General features: G+C 61.4%; 13 protein-coding genes. 11 read left to right on the forward strand and 2 right to left on the reverse strand.

The annotated features are described in order from the left end of the window. Window positions 1–111: 111 nt before the first annotated feature. Entirely contained in the window at window positions 112–1,371 is a 1,260-nt protein-coding gene (locus tag C7S18_RS20950) for an FG-GAP repeat domain-containing protein (protein WP_106893404.1), read from the reverse strand. 183 nt (window positions 1,372–1,554) lie between these two features. On the opposite strand from C7S18_RS20950, the gene C7S18_RS20955 reads away from it, so the two are divergent. The 11 genes from C7S18_RS20955 (at window position 1,555) to C7S18_RS21010 (ending at window position 15,039) form a co-directional block, all read left to right on the forward strand. Beyond that, the gene (locus tag C7S18_RS20955; protein ID WP_106893405.1) at window positions 1,555–3,876 is read left to right on the forward strand and encodes a S9 family peptidase; all 2,322 of its coding nucleotides are present in this window, start codon (window positions 1,555–1,557) and stop codon (window positions 3,874–3,876) included. Further along, window positions 3,876–4,601 (forward strand): thioredoxin-dependent thiol peroxidase, encoded by a 726-nt coding sequence (bcp, locus tag C7S18_RS20960; RefSeq protein WP_106893406.1) that lies wholly within the window; start codon window positions 3,876–3,878, stop codon window positions 4,599–4,601. Before C7S18_RS20955 ends, bcp begins: the two co-directional genes overlap by 1 nt. Before the next feature lie 110 nt (window positions 4,602–4,711). Further along, window positions 4,712–5,476 carry a glycine-rich domain-containing protein gene (locus tag C7S18_RS20965; RefSeq protein WP_106893407.1) on the forward strand — a complete coding sequence of 255 codons (765 nt, stop codon included), beginning with the start codon at window positions 4,712–4,714 and terminating at the stop codon, window positions 5,474–5,476. A 19-nt stretch (window positions 5,477–5,495) separates the two neighbouring features. Next, entirely contained in the window at window positions 5,496–6,344 is an 849-nt protein-coding gene (locus tag C7S18_RS24615; protein ID WP_170113404.1) for a hypothetical protein, read from the forward strand. A 115-nt stretch (window positions 6,345–6,459) separates the two neighbouring features. Beyond that, window positions 6,460–6,969, forward strand: a complete 510-nt coding sequence (locus tag C7S18_RS20975; protein WP_106893409.1) for a GAF domain-containing protein — start codon at window positions 6,460–6,462, stop codon at window positions 6,967–6,969. A 2-nt stretch (window positions 6,970–6,971) separates the two neighbouring features. Continuing rightward, entirely contained in the window at window positions 6,972–7,391 is a 420-nt protein-coding gene (locus C7S18_RS20980) for a TfoX/Sxy family protein (RefSeq protein ID WP_106893410.1), read from the forward strand. A gap of 93 nt (window positions 7,392–7,484) precedes the next feature. Further along, window positions 7,485–8,111 (forward strand): glutathione S-transferase family protein, encoded by a 627-nt coding sequence (locus C7S18_RS20985; protein ID WP_106893411.1) that lies wholly within the window; start codon window positions 7,485–7,487, stop codon window positions 8,109–8,111. A gap of 104 nt (window positions 8,112–8,215) precedes the next feature. Then, window positions 8,216–9,649, forward strand: coding sequence for a hypothetical protein (locus C7S18_RS20990; protein WP_106893412.1), 1,434 nt, complete (start codon window positions 8,216–8,218; stop codon window positions 9,647–9,649). Between the two features lie 100 nt (window positions 9,650–9,749). Then, window positions 9,750–12,527: a valine--tRNA ligase gene (locus C7S18_RS20995; RefSeq protein ID WP_106893413.1), complete on the forward strand. Its 2,778-nt coding sequence runs from the start codon at window positions 9,750–9,752 to the stop codon at window positions 12,525–12,527. 3 nt (window positions 12,528–12,530) lie between these two features. Beyond that, window positions 12,531–13,238, forward strand: a complete 708-nt coding sequence (locus tag C7S18_RS21000; RefSeq protein ID WP_106893414.1) for a DUF429 domain-containing protein — start codon at window positions 12,531–12,533, stop codon at window positions 13,236–13,238. 799 nt (window positions 13,239–14,037) lie between these two features. Beyond that, window positions 14,038–15,039 (forward strand): LysR family transcriptional regulator, encoded by a 1,002-nt coding sequence (locus C7S18_RS21010; protein ID WP_106893416.1) that lies wholly within the window; start codon window positions 14,038–14,040, stop codon window positions 15,037–15,039. A gap of 688 nt (window positions 15,040–15,727) precedes the next feature. On the opposite strand, the gene C7S18_RS21015 is transcribed toward C7S18_RS21010, so the two are convergent. Then, window positions 15,728–17,464 carry a flotillin family protein gene (locus C7S18_RS21015; RefSeq protein WP_106893417.1) on the reverse strand — a complete coding sequence of 579 codons (1,737 nt, stop codon included), beginning with the start codon at window positions 17,462–17,464 and terminating at the stop codon, window positions 15,728–15,730. Between the last annotated feature and the right edge of the window lie 3 nt (window positions 17,465–17,467).

Here is a 17,467-nt window from a genome sequence, read left to right on the forward strand (position 1 = left end):
GCCCCGGCATGGCTGGTCCAGGGTCTTCTTGGGCGATGCCCACAGTATGCCAGCGCCGCCGGGTTGCACGCGTGATCCGTGTGCGTTGCGATGTCCGGATGACCATCGTGCTCACTCGAATCCGTTCGCAAACAGCGCATCCTGAACGCACGTGTTCAGACTGACATTGACGTATCCGCTACTCATGACGCCGGCCACATCCACAAAGCCATCGCGATCAAAATCCCCGGTGTAGACGCCACCCGAGGCACCCCCCGCGCCCGGCAGCGCGAGTGGCGTGGTTTCGAAGATCATGGCGCCCGTTTGTCTGGCCACACTTGTCCGAAACGAAAACGCGATGTTGGCGCCGAGCAGGTCCTCTGCACCGTCGGCATCAAAATCGGCGGCGCTGACGTCGTCCAGATCGCCACCGAGATCCACGAACGTCGCAGCATCGAGCCCGCCGGTGTTCCGACCGAGAAACAACGCCGCCCGATTGAATGGCGACAACGGCACGGCGCCGCTGTTCCGGAATACATGGCTCGCGACCAGGGCATCCAGCCGACCGTCATGGTTCAGATCGCGCAGTTCCACCTGGCGCGGCCGCGCCTCCGGTGCGATCACCGCACTCTCATTCTGCAAGACGACGAACTGGCCGTTGCCCTGGCTTTTCAGCACCACCAGATTGTCGCTCTCCAGTCCGGCGACCACGAGGTCGTCGATGTTGTCCGAATCAATCCGACCCGCGGCAAGGCTCATCGGCAGATTCAATTCCGAGACGCCGAACGGCGAGCCGCTGGGCTGCTGGAACTGCCCGTTGCCGAGCCCAAGCCCGATCGTGATCGCATTCAGCGTCGGCGCCGTGGCGGCCAAGTCCACGATGCCATCGCCATTGAAATCGCCACTCGTGATGTCCGAATAGGTATTCGACCCGGACCCAACATCAATGACGCCCGCGCTGACAAACCCGCCCGTGCCATCGCCCAGCAGGCTGATGATGTCGTGAAAGCGCGTGACCACCGCCAGATCCGCGCGCTGGTCACCATTGAAATCGGCGCTGACGATTGCCTGACCCAGATTCCCATTGCCCAGTTCCACAGCCTGCGGCGACAAGCTGAAGTTGCCATTCGGCAGCCCGAGGAGCACCGAAAGCGACGTGATATTGACGTTCGCGGTGGCCATGTCCAGGTAGCCGTCGCCGTTAAAATCGGCGAGTGCGGCATCGCCCGGCACGCCGGTGCTGACAAACACACTGCACGAGCCACCCGGGCAAGTGACACCGCCGGGTGCGGGCGCAAAGCCGTAGTTCGCGCAGGCGGCGGATACGTCTGCCGGGACTCGGAACAGACTGAACATCAATAGCGGTAACACAACGAATTTGCACGAACGCATGGCGCACTCCTTGGTGGATTCAGGAGCACGAAGCGCGACGGATGGTCCGGACCGGTCAGAAAATCGGCCACCCCTGACGAAAGACAGGTCGCCGGCCAGGCGACGATCTTGCCGATGCGAACGGCTGCGACCCGCCAGGACAAACGCTACACTCGGAAGCTGACCTGATCACCGGGGTAAACCATGCGTCGTGTTCTATTTTCTGGGTTGCTGATGATGATGAGTAGTGTTGCCGCCGCCGCCGACCTCGGCATCGATCGACTGTTCGAGCCGCCTGCTCTGAATGGCAAGACCCCGCAAGGGTTGAAGGTGGCGCCTGATGGCAGCCGCATCACCTTCTTGCGCGGCAAGGAAACGGACCAGTTCCAACTCGATCTTTGGCAATACGACATCGCCACAGGCAAGACCGAATTGCTCGTCGATTCCAAGCTGCTGAATCCGGATGGCGAAACCCTGTCGGCCGAGGAGCAGGCGCGCCGCGAGCGGGCGAGGACGGCCAGCCTCAAAGGCATCCTGGAGTATGACTTCTCTCCCGACGGCAAGCGCCTCGTGTTTCCGTTGAATGGCGAAGTCTTCTTGTACGACCTGGGCAAGTCGGGCGAAGAGGCGATCGAAAAACTGACGAGTAGCGCGCTCGGATTTGTCACCGATGCCCGCGTGTCGCCGGGTGGGCGGTATCTCAGTTTTGTCCGCGAGCAGAATCTGTGGCTGATCGAACTCGACAGCAAGCGCTCGATCCAGCTGACCTTTGATGGCGGCGGCCTGATTTCGAACGGCACCGCGGAATTCATCGCCCAAGAGGAAATGGCGCGGTTCGAAGGATACTGGTGGTCACCCGATGACCAGGCGATCGCGTTTGCGCGCGTCGATGAGTCGCCGGTGCCAATCCAGCGCCGCTTCGAAATCAACGCGGATAATGTGCAGGTCATCGAACAGCGGTATCCGGCAGCCGGTCAAACCAACGCATCGGTCAAACTCGGGGTCATCGACTTGAATCAGGTGCAGCCCGGTGGGCTGGTCCACGACGCCGGTGGCACCACGGTGGCGCGTGGCTCGGTCAAGGTGGACTGGGTGACCGATGGCACCGAGGACGCGTATCTCGCCCGCGTGGATTGGCCGAAGCACAGCGATTTTGTCGCGTATCAGTGGCAATCGCGTGATCAGCGTCGGCTCGAACTGCGCACCTATAGCCTCGCCGACAAAACCAGCAAGACGCTCCTGGTCGAGGAGAGCAAAAGCTTCGTCAATCTCAATGATGACTTGCACTTCCTTGCCGATGACGACTTTCTCTGGACGTCCGAACGCGATGGTTTTGCCCGCGTGTACCGCTTCGATTCGGCGGGGCGCTTGCGCTACGCGTTGAGCCCAGAGGGTTGGGTGGTCGACCGGATCGCTGCCGTCGACGAGAAGAACGACCGTTTGTACTTTCTGTCCGGCGGCCCGGATCCGTTGCAGGCGCAGGTGTTTGGCGTCGCCTTGAATGAGGCCGTCAAGTCGACCGAGATGATCAGCGCGGGCGAAGGGATTCACAATCCGAGCTTTGCGAAAGACGCCAGCGTGTTCGTCGACACGTTCAGCGCTGCCGAAGCGCCGGCCATCGTGCGCTTGTACCGGAACACCGGCGAGAAGATTGCCGTGCTGGAGGCCAACGCGCTCGACGACGATCATCCGTATGCGCCGTACTTGGCAGACCATGCGAAGAGCGAATTTGGGTCCCTCAAGAATCCGGGTGGCGACACGTTGTACTACCGCATGATCAAGCCGGCGGGATTCGATGCGACCAAACGTTATCCGGCGATCGTCAACGTGTACGGCGGGCCGCACAAGCAAATGGTGCAAAAGGCCTGGGGCGATCTCACGTGGCAGGTATTGGCACGCCAGGGCTACGTGGTGTTCGTGCTCGACAACCGTGGCAGCCCGCGGCGTGGCAAGGCGTTTGAAGAAGCGTTGTTCCGCCAGATGGGTGGCCCGGAGGTCGACGACCAGTTGGCCGGAATTCGGTGGCTCAAGAACCAGACGTTCATCGATCCCACGCGCGTCGGCGTTTACGGTTGGAGCTACGGCGGCTACATGAGTCTGATGATGCTCGCCAAGCATTCCGACGAGATCGCTGCGGGTATTGCCGGTGCCCCGGTCACCGACTGGTCGCTGTACGACACGCACTACACCGAACGCTACATGGATCATCCCAAAGCCAATGCTGACGGCTACGACAAGAGCAGTGTGTTTGCGCATGTTGATGGCCTGACCGCGCCGCTGCTGCTCGTGCATGGCATGGCCGATGACAACGTGTTGTTCACCAATTCCACCAAGCTGATGACGGCGTTGCAGGAAAAGGGCCGGCCGTTCGACCTGATGACTTATCCGGGCGCCAAGCACGGCATCTCCAGTCCGTACATGAAAAAGCATTACGGCCATGCCTTGCTGAACTTCTTTGCCCGACACCTGCAACCCGCTGCAACGGCATCCGCTGCACCCACTGCCAACTCCGAAGGTACGCCCTGATGCTCACACCTGGTTCGTCGATCCCTGACTTCGCGCTGTCAACGCAATCTGGCCAGACGGTCAGCAAAGCCAGTCTCAAGGGCAAGCGCTTTGTGCTGTATTTCTATCCGAAGGACAGCACGCCGGCTTGCACGACACAGGCCTGTGGTATTCGCGACGCGCATCCTGATTTCCAGAAACTGGGCGTGCCGGTCTTTGGTGTCAGCGCAGACGACGTGAAGAGCCACCAAAAATTTGCCGACAAGCAGGCGCTCAACTTCCCGCTGCTGGCTGACCCCGATCGCGTGCTGATCGAAGGGCTCGGTGCGTGGGGCGAGAAGTCCCTTTATGGCCGCAAATACCTGGGGATCTTCCGCTGCACGTTTGTGGTCGATGCGGGCGGCAAGGTTGAGCAGGTTTGGCCAAAGGTCGATGTGAAAACGCATGCGGCCGATGTGCTCCGCTATCTGCAAGGTGGCGCTGGTACCGAGCCGGCACCGACAGGCAAGAAGGCGCCGGCCAAGACGTCCGGTTCGGCGAAGCCGGCTGCCAAGGTCGCTACGCGCAGGCAGTCCGCGGCAAAGCCGATCACCAAAAAGCCGGCAGTCAAAAAACCTGCTGCCAAGAAATCCGCAGTGAAGAAACCCGTTGCGACAAAACGAGCGGCGTCGAAAACAGGGGCCACGAAACCTGCGGCGACCAAACTGGCAGCGAAGCGGGCCAAGCCAAAGTCTGGCAAGCGGTGAACCTAGCTGTGCGGGTCTGGAGTCATTCCGGACCCGCTCGTACCCCCCGAATGCGCGCTGTTCAACCGTCTTGAAGGTGTCACAATCGGTCCGTACTCTGGACCCGCAACATGACACCGATCCTGATTCTGTTGATCGTCTCGGTCCCCCTGCTCTGGTGGGGCCATCGCCGCCGGCAAGCCCAACAGCGCGAGCTGTTCATCCACGAATACGAATTTCCGAAGCCGGTCCTGACCAAGTTTCGGCAGCAGCACCCGCACCTGCGCGATGCCGAAGTTGCCAGGGTCGAACACGGGCTGCGGCAGTTCTTCGAGATCCATCGCCGCACGCATCCCTTGACCATTGGGATGCCATCCAAGGTCGTTGACGACCTCTGGCATCAGTTCATTCTGGATACCCGGGCGTACCGCGAATTTTGCGCCACCGCGTTCGGCCATTTCTTCCACCACGTTCCCGCCGGATCGGTTCCGAATGGCGAGCGGGTGAATCAGGAACTGCGTCGGACTTGGCGCGAAGCGTGTCGCTTGGACGGGCTCACTGCCGCTAGCGCAACAGCGCTCCCGGTGCTGTTTCTGATCGATCAGCAACTCGGGATCGGCGGGGGCAATCGCTACCAACCGATGAGCGCCTGGATGACCGCGGCCGACCCAACGGGTAGCAGTTTCAGTTCGACCCCGACGAGCAGTTGCGGCGGCGCCGTGTGCTCTGGTGGCCGCGATTCAGGTAGTACAGACAGCAGCGGTTCCAGCAACACCGACTGCAGCACGAGCGACAGCTCTGACAGCAGTTGCCAGGATAGTGGCGGGGGTGACAGCGGCGGCGGTGACAGCGGCAGCAGTTGCGGTGGCGGCTGTGGCGGCGGCGGTGGCGACTGAATCCGCGCGAGGCTGATCGGTGTCCGCGCTGCTCATCACATTGGCCGGCGCCCTGTTGGTCGGCTTCATCCTGCTCGTTTTGCTGGGGTACTGGCAAACGCGCCGCGAGCAGGAGCGGCGCACTTTTGTACAGAACTACGCGTTCCCGAGGTCGCTCTGGACCGCCGTCCTGCACCAACATCCAGACTTGGCTGACCAGCACTGGCCGACCCTGGAGGCTGGTCTCCGTCAGTATTTCATGATCTGGATCGATACCAAACCGAAGCCCACCGGCGTGCCATCCCGAGCGCTGGCATCGCTCTGGGCAGCCTTCGCCGCAGATCCCAGCTATCCGGCGTTCTGTCACCGCGCCTTTGGCCAAATGCTGACACCCTTGCCCGCCTATGCCGGGCGCTCCCCAGAGGTGGCGCACGAACTCCGTCGCAGCTGGCGGTCGGCTTGTCATCAGGAGGGGTATTCGGCCTTGCAGACTCACCGCGTACCGGTGCTGTTCGCGCTTGACCAGGTGCTGGGGTTGACCGATGCGCTGGTGCTCCGACCCTTGAATGGCAACCTCTCGTTTACCGACGAATTGGAAGCCGTTTCGTCAGCGGCAGCTGCCAGTGCGTCGATGAACGCAGATCCAGCGTCATCTGACAATGCGTTCGCGCCCGGCGCCGCGAGCCAGGATCAACCCGCAGATGCCGTTGGCGATCCGCACGCTGAGGGTGCCGCGCCGGCAGATTTGGACGGAACCGCCGATTCGATGGTCGCGGACGCCGGCAGTGACTGCCCCGACAGCGACAGCAGTAGCGACGGTGACGGGGGTGGCGATTGTGACGGGGGTGGTGACGGTGACGGCGGAGACGGCGGCGGTGATGGTGATTGACTCGATGAATCAAGCACTTGCGTGGTTGAATGACGCTTGCGCCACCGCTGATGCAAGCGAGCCGGCTCTTTTGCACCAGCCTGCTAGAATGTCGGTCCCACTTGGTTGACCGCCCATGTTCGAATCAAAAGCCATACCGACCACGGACAAAGCCGCCTTCTACGCCGAGCTGCTGGACCAGGCCCGCGGTCTGCTGTCCGGTGAAACTGACCGCATTGCCAACGCCGCAAATTTCTCCGCCCTGCTCTATCACGCGCTGACCGAGGTCAACTGGGTCGGGTTTTACTTTTTCGACGGCAAGGAATTGGTCGTCGGCCCGTTTCAAGGCAAGCCGGCCTGTGTTCGCATTGCGATTGGCAAGGGCGTTTGCGGTACGGCCGCCGCCATGCGCCGGACGCAACTGGTGGGCGATGTGCACGCGTTCCCAGGCCACATTGCCTGCGACGCCGCCTCGCGCTCCGAAATTGTCGTGCCGCTCTACCAAGGCGACACCCTGATCGGTGTGCTCGATCTGGATTCGCCGGCCCTGGATCGGTTTGATCATGTCGACCAAACGGGGCTCGAAGCGATGGCTCGCCTGTATCTGGCCAGTATTGCTGGCGAATCTCTCGCGACGGCAGCCTGAGCATGAGCGCCAAGATCCGCAACATCGGCCCGAAAAGCGCTGCTTGGCTGCGCCAGGTGGGCGTGCGCACCGAGGAGGAAGTCAAAACACTCGGTGCGATCGAAGTCTATTTCAAGGTCAAGAAGGCCGGCTTCAAGGCCAGTCTCAACCTGCTCTATGCGCTCGAAGGCGCGGTGCTCGATTGCCACTGGACCGAGGTCAGCAATGAGCGCCGCAGTGAGCTGCTGCTGGAAGTGAGTGCGCGCGAGGACGGTAAGGCCCAGAAGACTTACCAGTGGTGGCGGCCCGGCAAAGAAGTCGGGAACGTGCGCACCGAAGGTGGGGCCGAAGGCGAGACCGCGCCATCGGCTGATGGCGATAGCGAGCCGGGGGGCCTGGACGGGCAGCTCAGCTTTGGCGGTGGCGAATCCGACGATCATTGAGTCGGGAATTGGCACCCAGCTAAGCCTTCTGTCATTTGCGGGAAGCGAGGCGAGTCGCCAGTATGAGCGGCTCCGCAACCGCAAGGACCCTCTATGTACCAACTCTATTTTTCGCCCGGCGCGGCCAGCTTTTCTGTCCATCTGGCGTTGCTCGAAATGAACGCGCCGCATGAACTCGTGCGGGTCGATTTGCAGGCCGGGCAACAGCGATCGTCTGAGTATCTGCGTCTCAACCCAAACGGCGTGGTGCCCACCCTGGTGGTCGACGGTCAGCCGATGACCGAATCGGCGGCACTGCTGTTGTGGCTGGCCGAACGCGAACAGAAATTGGCGCCGACCGTGGGCAGCCACGAACGGCAACCGTATCTGCAGTGGATGCTGTATCTCGCCAACACGCTGCAACCGGCGTTCCGCAACTGGTTTTATCCCCATGAAGCGGCCGGCGAGGCCAATGCCGAGGCCACCAAGGCGGTGGCACAGAGCAAGATCGAGGTGGTGTTCGACCGCTTGGCCGATCATCTCGCAGTCAAAGGCCCCTATCTGTGCGGCGACACGCTGACCGTCGCCGATCTGCATGCCTTCATGCTGATGCGCTGGTCGCGCAACATGCCGAAGCCCGCCACCAGTTGGCCGGTACTCGCGGAATTTGTGGCGCGAATCAAAGCCCGCCCAACCTTCAAGACGCTGTACGAGCGCGAAGGGCTGACCGAGTGGGCCTGAGGCCTGCGCCATCACATCAGACGACCCCCTGACTGCGGGGTCGTCTCTCCGGAGCGCGTCACCTACGATGCCAGCTACTCAAACTGGCGGTTATCGGGTGACGCATGCGCCTCTTCGCTCAATGGCTTTTGTGTTGTTTGCTGCTGGCAGCCGCGCCCGTCCGAGCCGACATGGCGTCACTGTGGCTCGTCGTGCAAAGCCCGACCGCCAGTGGCACGTTTGGCTCGACCGCACCGACCAATCAGTTTGATCTGCGCGTCATAAACGTGTCGGGCGCGTCGCTCAGTCCGCCCATCACAATGCGCACGACCCTGCCCGAGGGCATCTCATTCCGGCAGACCATCAGCGCGGACATCGCGTGTACGGCCGCGCCGACGCCGCGCGACGTCACGTGCGTGCGCAACACGGCGCTCGCCAATGGCGCGCAAACCAACATGAAGTTCATCTTCGATGTCGCGCCGACGTTCAACCTGATCGGCCCAAACGCCGTGGTGTTCGATGCCACCATCGAGAACGCACAGTTTCCGCTACCGCCGTCCCCGGTGTGCGAGACCGGCACCGGTGTACTGACGCAATGTGCGCGCCGCATCAACGACGGCGTGCAGTCGCGGGTCGAGGTCACGAACCTGACCGTGCTGAACGATGATGTGCTGACTCAAAATGCCAGCGAGCAAATGCGCGTCCGGATCGTCAACGCTGGCTACAACAATTTGAACGGGCCGATGACTTTGCGTATCAACTGGCCGACCGGGGTCAGCTTTGTCAGCCGCCCGGCTGGTCAGCTGTACACCTTCACGTGCTCGGCCGCCGGGGTCAATCCAACCGTCTGCACGACGACTGCGAGTGTCAACGGCACGTTCGACTTTCTGATCAACGTGGCGGTTGCCGCAAACATCGCCGTCCCCGGCCCGATCCGAATCTGGACCGAGATCGGCAACAACACCCCGCAACCCATTCCGACTGCACCGGATTGCGCCACCGACATCAATCAGCTGGGGTGCTTCGAGAAATTTTTCAACAGCAGCGCGGCGCCAAGCCCAACGCTCGAGATCACGGGAATCACGCACACGCCCGCCACGCTGCCGATCCAGGCGAATGCCGGCCAGTTTGAAGTGAGCTATCGGAATAGTGGTACGGCGGCGGCTGGCAATTTCTTCGTCTCGGCGCAGCTGCCGCCGGGTTTCAGCTATCACTCGCTGGTCGGCGGTGCGGGGTTCCCCCTGACCGCCTGCACCGCCAGCGGCACCGCAGCGGCCGGACAGCTCGTTCGGTGCAATCGGAGCGCTGGCCTAAGCGTCAATGGCAGCGGGTCGGGCGTGATCCGCGTCAGTATCGGCAATGGCCTAGTTTCCCGAGCCGCTGGAACGCCAATCGTGGTGACCGCCATCGCGACCGCTGCCGACGACAGCGCCAACCCGAATCTGCTGGTGGACTGCGCCAGCACCCCGGAGGCTGCGCACTGTGAACACCATGATCTGCCCGTACTGGGCGTCTGCGGGACGTATCTGGAAGACATCTACTGCAACGGCTACGAATAGCGGCAAAACCGCGAAGTTCGCAAGCTCCAGGCGGGCTTGGTAGCCTATAGGGCTCTATTCTCACCATTGTCCGGCCATTGCAGCCGGGCGGGAGCCTGCCATGGACAAGTCATTCGAACCCAAAGCCATCGAAGCGCAGTGGTATCCGCGCTGGGAACAATCCGGCTATTTCGCGCCGAGCGGGCACGGCACGCCCTACAGCATCATGTTGCCGCCGCCGAATGTGACGGGCACGCTGCACATGGGCCACGCGTTCCAGCACACCATCATGGACACGCTGATCCGCTACCACCGCATGCAAGGTCACAACACCTTGTGGCAGGTCGGGACCGATCATGCTGGTATCGCGACCGAAATGGTCGTCAGCCGTCTGTTGGAGCGCGAAGGCAAAGGCGAGACGCGGAACGGCCTGGGCCGGGAAAAGTTCACCGAACGCGTGTGGCAGTGGAAGGAAGAATCCGGCAGCACGATCTCGCGCCAGATGCGCCGCCTCGGCACGTCGGGCGACTGGTCGCGTGAGCGCTTCACGATGGACGAAGGTTTGTCCGAAGCCGTCACCGAAACATTTGTGCGTCTGTACGAACAAGGCTTGATCTATCGCGGCCAGCGTTTGGTGAACTGGGACCCAGTGTTGCTGACCGCGATCTCGGACCTGGAAGTGGTCAGCGAAGAAGAGCACGGCAAGTTGTGGTCGATCGCGTACCCACTCGCCGATGGCAGTGGTCAGCTGATCGTTGCGACGACGCGTCCCGAAACCATGCTCGGTGACGTCGCCGTGGCCGTGCATCCCGACGACGAGCGCTATCAGGCGCTGATCGGCAAGATGCTCAAGCTGCCGTTGTGTGATCGCGAGATTCCGATCATTGCCGACGCGTATGTCGACAAAGAATTCGGCACGGGCTGCGTCAAGATCACCCCGGCGCACGACTTCAACGACTTCGAGATCGGCAAGCGGCACAGCCTGCCGATGATCAACATCTTCACGCCCGACGCGAAGATCAACGATCGCGCGCCAGCCAAGTATCAAGGCCTGGATCGCTATGTCGCACGCAAGGCGGTGCTCGCTGATCTGACCGCGGCGGAACTGTTGGTTGAAGAGAAGGCGCACAAGCTGCAAGTGCCGCGTGGTGATCGCTCCGGCCAGGTGATCGAGCCCTATTTGACCTACCAGTGGTTCGTGAAGATGGACCACTTCGCGAAGCGTGGCTTGGAACTGGTTGAAAACGGTTCCGTGCGCTTTGTCCCAGAGAACTGGATCAACACCTACCGGCACTGGCTCGGCAACATCCAGGATTGGTGCATTTCGCGGCAACTCTGGTGGGGGCATCGGATTCCGGCGTGGTTTGCCGAATCGGGCGAAATCATTGTCGCCCGCGACGAAGCGGAAGCAGCCAAAAAAGCGCAGGCGGCCGGCATCACGGCAGCACTGAAGCGCGAGGATGATGTGCTCGAGACGTGGTTCTCGTCAGCGCTCTGGAGCCACTCCACGCTCGGCTGGCCAAATCCCGAAGCGCAAGCCAAGTACGGTTACGACACCTTCCTGCCGACGTCGGTGCTGGTCACCGGTTTCGACATCATCTTCTTCTGGGTCGCCCGGATGATCATGATGACCGATCACTTCACCGGCCAGGTGCCGTTCAAGGACGTCTACATCACCGGCCTCGTGCGCGATCGCGATGGCAACAAGATGTCGAAGTCCAAGGGCAATGTGCTCGATCCGCTCGACCTGATCGACGGCATTTCGCTCGACGATCTGATTGCGAAGCGCACGACGGGTTTGATGAAGCCGCAGGACGCGCCGAAAATCGAAGCGGCGACGCGCAAGGAATTCCCAGAGGGCATCGATGGCGTGGGCGCCGATGCGCTGCGCTTCACGTTCGCCTCGCTGGCGTCACATGGCCGCGACATCAAGTTCGACTTCTCGCGCTGCGAAGGCTACAAGAATTTCTGCAACAAGCTCTGGAACGCGAGCCGCTTCGTGTTGATGAACACCGAAGACTTCGACGCCGCGACTGCGCCGAAAACGGCGGTGACCGAAGCCGAGCGTTGGATTCTGACGCGCCTGCAGTCGACCATCGCCGAAATGCACACGCAGGTGGCTGCCTATCGCTTCGACCTGATGTCGCAGGCACTCTACGATTTCGTTTGGAACGAGTTCTGCGATTGGTTCCTGGAACTGTCGAAGCCCGCATTGCAAGGACAGGACGCCGCAGCAGTGGCGTCGACCAAGCACACCCTGCTGCGCGTGCTCGAAACCGTGCTGCGCCTCGCGCACCCGCTGATCCCCTTCGTCACCGAAGAAATCTGGCAGCATGTTGCGCCGCGCCTTGGTATGTCGGTCGAGAATCAGTTCCTGGGTACGCAGCGCTATCCGCAAGTCGACGACATCGTCGCCGACAAAGACGCCGCCGCCGAAGTCGATTGGCTCAAATCCGTGCTCGCCAACGTCCGCCGCATCCGTGGCGAAATGAATATCGCGCCAGGCAAAGTGCTGCCGCTGCTGTTTGCTGGTGGCGATGCCCAAGATCAACGCCGCGCCGAGAAATTCGCCGCGCAAATAACGTTCCTGGCGCGCTCTGAGACGCCGCGCTACTTGGCACCCGGAGAAGAAGAGCCCGCGTCGGCCGCCGGCGTGCTCGGTAGCCTCCGCGTACTGATTCCGCTCGCCGGCCTGATCGACCTGGACGCCGAGAAAAAGCGTCTGGACAAGGAAATCGCGCGCGTCGAAGTGGAGATCAAGAAATGCGAAGGCAAACTCGGCAACGCCACGTTCGTGCAGAACGCCCCGGCAGCGGTGGTCGATCAGGAACGTCAGCGCTTGGTGGACTGGGGCACGCAGTTGCATGGTCTGAAAACACAGCGGGAAAAGCTGGGATAAGCCATGTCGCGCTGCCTGGGCGTCGACGGTGCGGGATCGGGTTGGCTCGCGGTGTGGCGGCAAGGCAGCGAGTTGGGCTGGAAGCGGTATGAGGATGCCGAGAGCTTGTGGCTTTCGAATATCGATGCCAGCGTGATTGCGGTCGATATCCCGATTGGACTTGAAGACGGATCGGCGCGCGCGACCGATCGGCTCGCCCGTGCGTTTGTCGGCGGCAAACGTGCCAGCAGTGTGTTTGCCGCGCCGATGCGGCCAGCGCTCAACGCAGCGAACCGGCTTGAAGCGCAGACGATTCAGAGGCAACTCGGTGGCATGGGCGTCGCGGCGCAGGCGTTTGCGATCTATCCCAAGATTCGGCAGTGGGATCATCTGCTTCGGGGCGATGCAAACGCTCGTGCCTGTGTGCATGAGATCCATCCGGAAGTCAGCTTTGCCGCAATGCGTGGTGGCTTTGGGCAAGGCATCGTCGCGCCGAAACGCACGCTCGAAGGTCAGGAGATCCGCTTGGCGCTGCTCGCCAAGTATTTCGGACCGAAGCGCGTTGAACGACTGCGCGCGGCGATTCCGAAACGCATCGCGGCGATCGACGACGTCCACGATGCGCTTGCTGCGTTGTGGAGTGCGGAGCGCATTGCTAGCGGCACCGCGCAATCGTTGCCCGATCCGCCGCGCGTAGATTCGCTTGGGCTGAGGATGGCGATTTGGTATTGAGTTGGCGATTGCAGGCCGATGGTTCGAATCGACTCTGTCGCTGGTGGCCAGGCCGGTTCTGGACCCCGGCCTTCCAGACTGTGTGGAAAGACCTCGATCAGCCCGAAAGAATCAAGAGTGCCCGAGTGCTGGGGCCACCTTTGTCGTCATCCTGGAAGCCGCGCAGCGGATTCCGGGAGCCAGGGCAATCTTGCAACAGGTTCGCAAACAAGGCGCACGGCACTGCAGCTTGAACGTTTGACGCAAGATTGCCCTGGATCCCGGCTGCGCCAGGATGACGACAATAGGGTTTGTCACCGCGAGGCGCGGCGGACGCCGAATGGTTGAAAACGTTGCGGCAGAGCGATATTCGTTGTTTCAACATAGTCTCTGGTTTACGGCAAGAACTCCAAACCCACCCCGGATCAAGTCCGGGGTGACGAGAGGTGCGTTGGATACCCTTCGGAAACCGCTCCTTTCTGGCGTCTGAAGTACCGGCTTTGCCGCGACCGACACGCTCGCGATTCGTCGCCCCGGACTTGATCCGGGGCGGGTTTCGAGCTCGCGGCATGCTGACCTATTTCTTGCATGCACCATCGTGTCCGAACGCGATCACCTAGGCGTCTCGAATCAGTCGCCCGATGGTTCCACACAGCCTGGAAGGCCTTAGTTCAGAACAATCTGGCCTCGTTGTCACACCGAGGACCTGCGATCCCGTCGCATCACCCGAAGCATCCGTCAACACTTAGCCAAAGCACCGACGAATCGATGCCGCAAACGCGCGCCACGCGATCGCCTCAATTGTGCGCATAATCGCCCCATGGCCACCGCCCCCACCAAACGCAAACGCCGCACGCCCCGTCGCCCGAAAAGTGCTGGGGCGGCGCGTTTCTACTACAAGGGCAGCCGACTCAAGCAGCTGCGGGCGTTTCTGTACACGGCCAAGCTCGGAACACTATCGCGCGCGGCCGAGGCGTTGTTTCTCAGTCAGCCGTCCGTGAGTTTGCAGATCCAGGCCTTGGAGCGCGAGTTTGGGGTGCGTCTATTGGAACGCACGGGGCGCCGCGTGCAGCTGACGCGCGAAGGCCAAGAGCTTTACGACCTGGCCTTGCCGTTGATCGAGGGCTTGGAATCGCTCGACCAAAACTTCCGGCGCAAGGTCCAAGGCCTGGATGCGGGCGAGCTCAACGTCGCCGCGGGATCGTCGACGATTCAGTTCCTGCTGCCCGCACTCGTCGCGAGCTATCGCGATCGGCATCCGAAAGTGAAGCTCCAATTGCACAATGTGACCGGTATCGATGGCTTGGCGATGCTGCGCTCGGATCAAGTCGATTTCGCGGTCGGCTCGATGCTCGATGTGCCGAACGATCTGGTCTATGAGCCGGTGTATTCGTTTGACCCGATGCTGATCATGCCAGTCAATCATCCGCTCGCGAGCAAGAGTCACATCAGCTTGGAGGATTTGTCGCCGCATGGTCTGATCCTGCCACCGCGACGACTCACGACGTTTCGCTTGGTCGACCTGATTTTTCAGAAGGCGCGCGTGCCGTATCAAGTGGCGATTGAAGTGGGTGGCTGGGAGGTCATCAAGCAATACGTCGCGATGGGGCTTGGCATTTCGATTGTCACCGGGATTTGTCTGCGGCCCGAAGATCGCTTGGAAGTCCGCAATATGAAGGACTGGTTCCCGCAGCGGACGTATGGTGTCGTGGTGCGCAAGGGCAAGTACTTGAGCCCGCAGGCGCGCGCGTTTATCGACTTGATTCGTCCGGGTTTGTTTACCCGGCGCGATTACGATGATGCAGGGCATTCGGAGCGGTGAAGCATGCTCGCTGGTTTGCTGCGAGATTGCCTGGACCCCGACGTTCCAGGCTGTGTGCAAACGGCTTCGGTGCCTGCACTCATGGCGTCTGACGCCATCGCAAGGCGACTGACTCCGTTGTCGTCATCTCGACGCAAGTCGGGACCCAGAATACTTGCGGCACGGTGGCCAGATTGCCCTGGGTCCCGCACGCGTCGGGATGACGGCAATGAGGTGCCACCGCAAACTTCAACCGTTTTCACAGCCCCTGCTTCGCCGGGGCGACGCCAAGTAGTGCAGGAGACGATTCGCAAGCAGTAGGCCTGGGTAGCATTCTGCAAGATTGTCCGGACCCCGGCCTTCCAGACTGTGTGAAAACAACAAAGGACTGGTTCGAGCAACCTAGCCGATCGGGTTCGGAAGCGATGATGAGCGCAAATGATGGGTCAGTTTGCCGCGAGCCTGAAACCCACCCCGGATCAAGTCCGGGGTGACGAATCGCGAGAGTGTCCGTCGAGGCAAAGTCGTTGCTTCAGACGCTAGAAAGGATCGGTTCCCCAACGTGTTCCAATCCACCTCTCGTCACCCCGGACTTGATCCGGGGTGGGTTTGAAGGTCTTGCAGCCGTACCGAGGCTATGTTGAAGCGCCAAATATTGTCCTGCCCAAAGGTTTTCACACAGTCTGCTTCGCCGGAGTGACGACAACGCTTACTCTGGCTTGTCCTTAAGCCCCTGCGTCATGCCGTGCAGATCACTCCCAGAGATGCCGACCTCGCGCATTAGCGACTCAATGAGCGGCGCCTGGGCGCGATAGCGGAGCGCCGAGCTGACGACTTGCTCGGCGAGATTGCCGGAGTTGCCATTTGCGGGATCTGCGCCACCTGTGCCGGCGCCGCCACCTCCCGCATTCAAGCCTTCGACCTGCACAATTCGAATCCCTTCGATGTGCTCCATCGGCTTGACCGATTCGCGCACGATCTCCGGCAGATGCTTCAGCAACGCCAGTTTGATCTGCATCGCCACTTGCTCGGCCGACATCATGTTCGCGGCCTCGTTCAGCCGGCGCTGGCCTTCGGCATCGACGGCATAACGCTGTTCGGCGGCCTGCGCACGCATGCGTTCGGCATCGGCATCTGCCTGCGCTTGAATGCGGCGCTGGTCAGCAGACGCATTCGCCGCAGTCAACACCGCCTGGGCGCGATCTTCGGCAGCTTTCTTCTCGGCTTGGGCCGCAATAGTGACGCCAATCATGTCGCGCTCGGCCTTCTTCGCCGCTTCAACGAGTTCGATCTTCTTCTGACGCTCGGCGCGTTCGATTTCGCGGACCGTGGCGACCTGCTCTTCGGCCTGCACCGCACCCGCGCGTGCGAGATCTGCAGCGGCCTGCGCCTCCGATTGCGCACGAGATTTCTCGGCAATCGCGATTGCGCGCTCCTGCTCCGCAAGCTGCACGGTCTTCTGTTGCTCAATCTCGGCGGTCTGCACCGCGCGCGACTTCGCAACCTCCCGCTCCTTCAGCTGCTGCTCCATCGCAATGCGCTGCTCCTGCAGTGCACGATCGGCGGCGATTTTGGCCTGATCGATCTGCTGCTGTGCTTCGATTTTCGCCTGCTCGGCTTCGCGAGCCTTTTCGGCGCGCTGCGTCGCGATCTCGGCCTGCTGATGCGCGCGGCGGATCTCGATTTCACGCTGTTGCTGCAGTTTGGCGTACTCTTCTTCGCGCGACAGTGTCAGCTTTTGCTGCTCGGCAATCAGATTCTTTTTCTGAATCTCGACTTCGGTTTCCTGCTGAATTTCATTGCGCTTCTTGCGACGGAGTTCAATCGCTTCGGTCAGCCGGGTCAGGCCCTCGGCGTCGAAGGCGTTATCCGGATTGAAATACTCCTTGCCGGTCTGGTCGAGGCCGGTTAGCGACACGGCTTCCAGCTCGAGTCCGTTCTTCAGCAGATCCTCGCTGACCGCCTGCTGCACTTTCTGGACGAACAACGAACGCTGTTCGTGCAGCTCCTCCATACCCATCTCGGCCGCAACCGAGCGCAGGGCATCGACGAACTTGCCTTCCACCAGTTCCTTCAGCGCTTCCGGCTCCATGGTCTTGCGACCCAAGGTCTGAGCGGCGTTGGCGATCGATTCTTCGGTTGGCTGCACGCGGACATAGAAATCGGCCTGCACGTCTACACGCATGCGATCACGTGTGATCAGCGCCGCTTCTTTGGCGCGCTCGACGTAGAGCTTCAGCGTGTTCATGTTGACCGGGATCAGCTCATGAAACACGGGGAAGACGAGCCCGCCGCCGTTAACAATGACCCGTTGCCCGCCCAAACCGGTGCGCACGAACGAGATTTCCTTGGAGGCGCGCCGGTACAGCCTCGCCATGATCAGGAAGATAAACAGGAAGCCGACCAGGCCAATGCCGGTCAGGATCAGGATTTCCATCAATTGCATGAG

It is taken from the genome of Ahniella affigens (assembly GCF_003015185.1).
Taxonomy (GTDB): Bacteria; Pseudomonadota; Gammaproteobacteria; order Xanthomonadales; family Ahniellaceae; genus Ahniella; species Ahniella affigens.

Coding starts and splice junctions, on each gene's coding strand:
- C7S18_RS20950 (WP_106893404.1), bottom strand. CDS start 1,371: ATGCGTTCGTGCAAATTCGTTGTGTTACCGCTATTGATGTTCAGTCTG.
- C7S18_RS20955 (WP_106893405.1), top strand. CDS start 1,555: ATGCGTCGTGTTCTATTTTCTGGGTTGCTGATGATGATGAGTAGTGTT.
- bcp (WP_106893406.1), top strand. CDS start 3,876: ATGCTCACACCTGGTTCGTCGATCCCTGACTTCGCGCTGTCAACGCAA.
- C7S18_RS20965 (WP_106893407.1), top strand. CDS start 4,712: ATGACACCGATCCTGATTCTGTTGATCGTCTCGGTCCCCCTGCTCTGG.
- C7S18_RS20975 (WP_106893409.1), top strand. CDS start 6,460: ATGTTCGAATCAAAAGCCATACCGACCACGGACAAAGCCGCCTTCTAC.
- C7S18_RS20980 (WP_106893410.1), top strand. CDS start 6,972: ATGAGCGCCAAGATCCGCAACATCGGCCCGAAAAGCGCTGCTTGGCTG.
- C7S18_RS20985 (WP_106893411.1), top strand. CDS start 7,485: ATGTACCAACTCTATTTTTCGCCCGGCGCGGCCAGCTTTTCTGTCCAT.
- C7S18_RS20990 (WP_106893412.1), top strand. CDS start 8,216: ATGCGCCTCTTCGCTCAATGGCTTTTGTGTTGTTTGCTGCTGGCAGCC.
- C7S18_RS20995 (WP_106893413.1), top strand. CDS start 9,750: ATGGACAAGTCATTCGAACCCAAAGCCATCGAAGCGCAGTGGTATCCG.
- C7S18_RS21000 (WP_106893414.1), top strand. CDS start 12,531: ATGTCGCGCTGCCTGGGCGTCGACGGTGCGGGATCGGGTTGGCTCGCG.
- C7S18_RS21010 (WP_106893416.1), top strand. CDS start 14,038: ATGGCCACCGCCCCCACCAAACGCAAACGCCGCACGCCCCGTCGCCCG.
- C7S18_RS21015 (WP_106893417.1), bottom strand. CDS start 17,464: ATGCAATTGATGGAAATCCTGATCCTGACCGGCATTGGCCTGGTCGGC.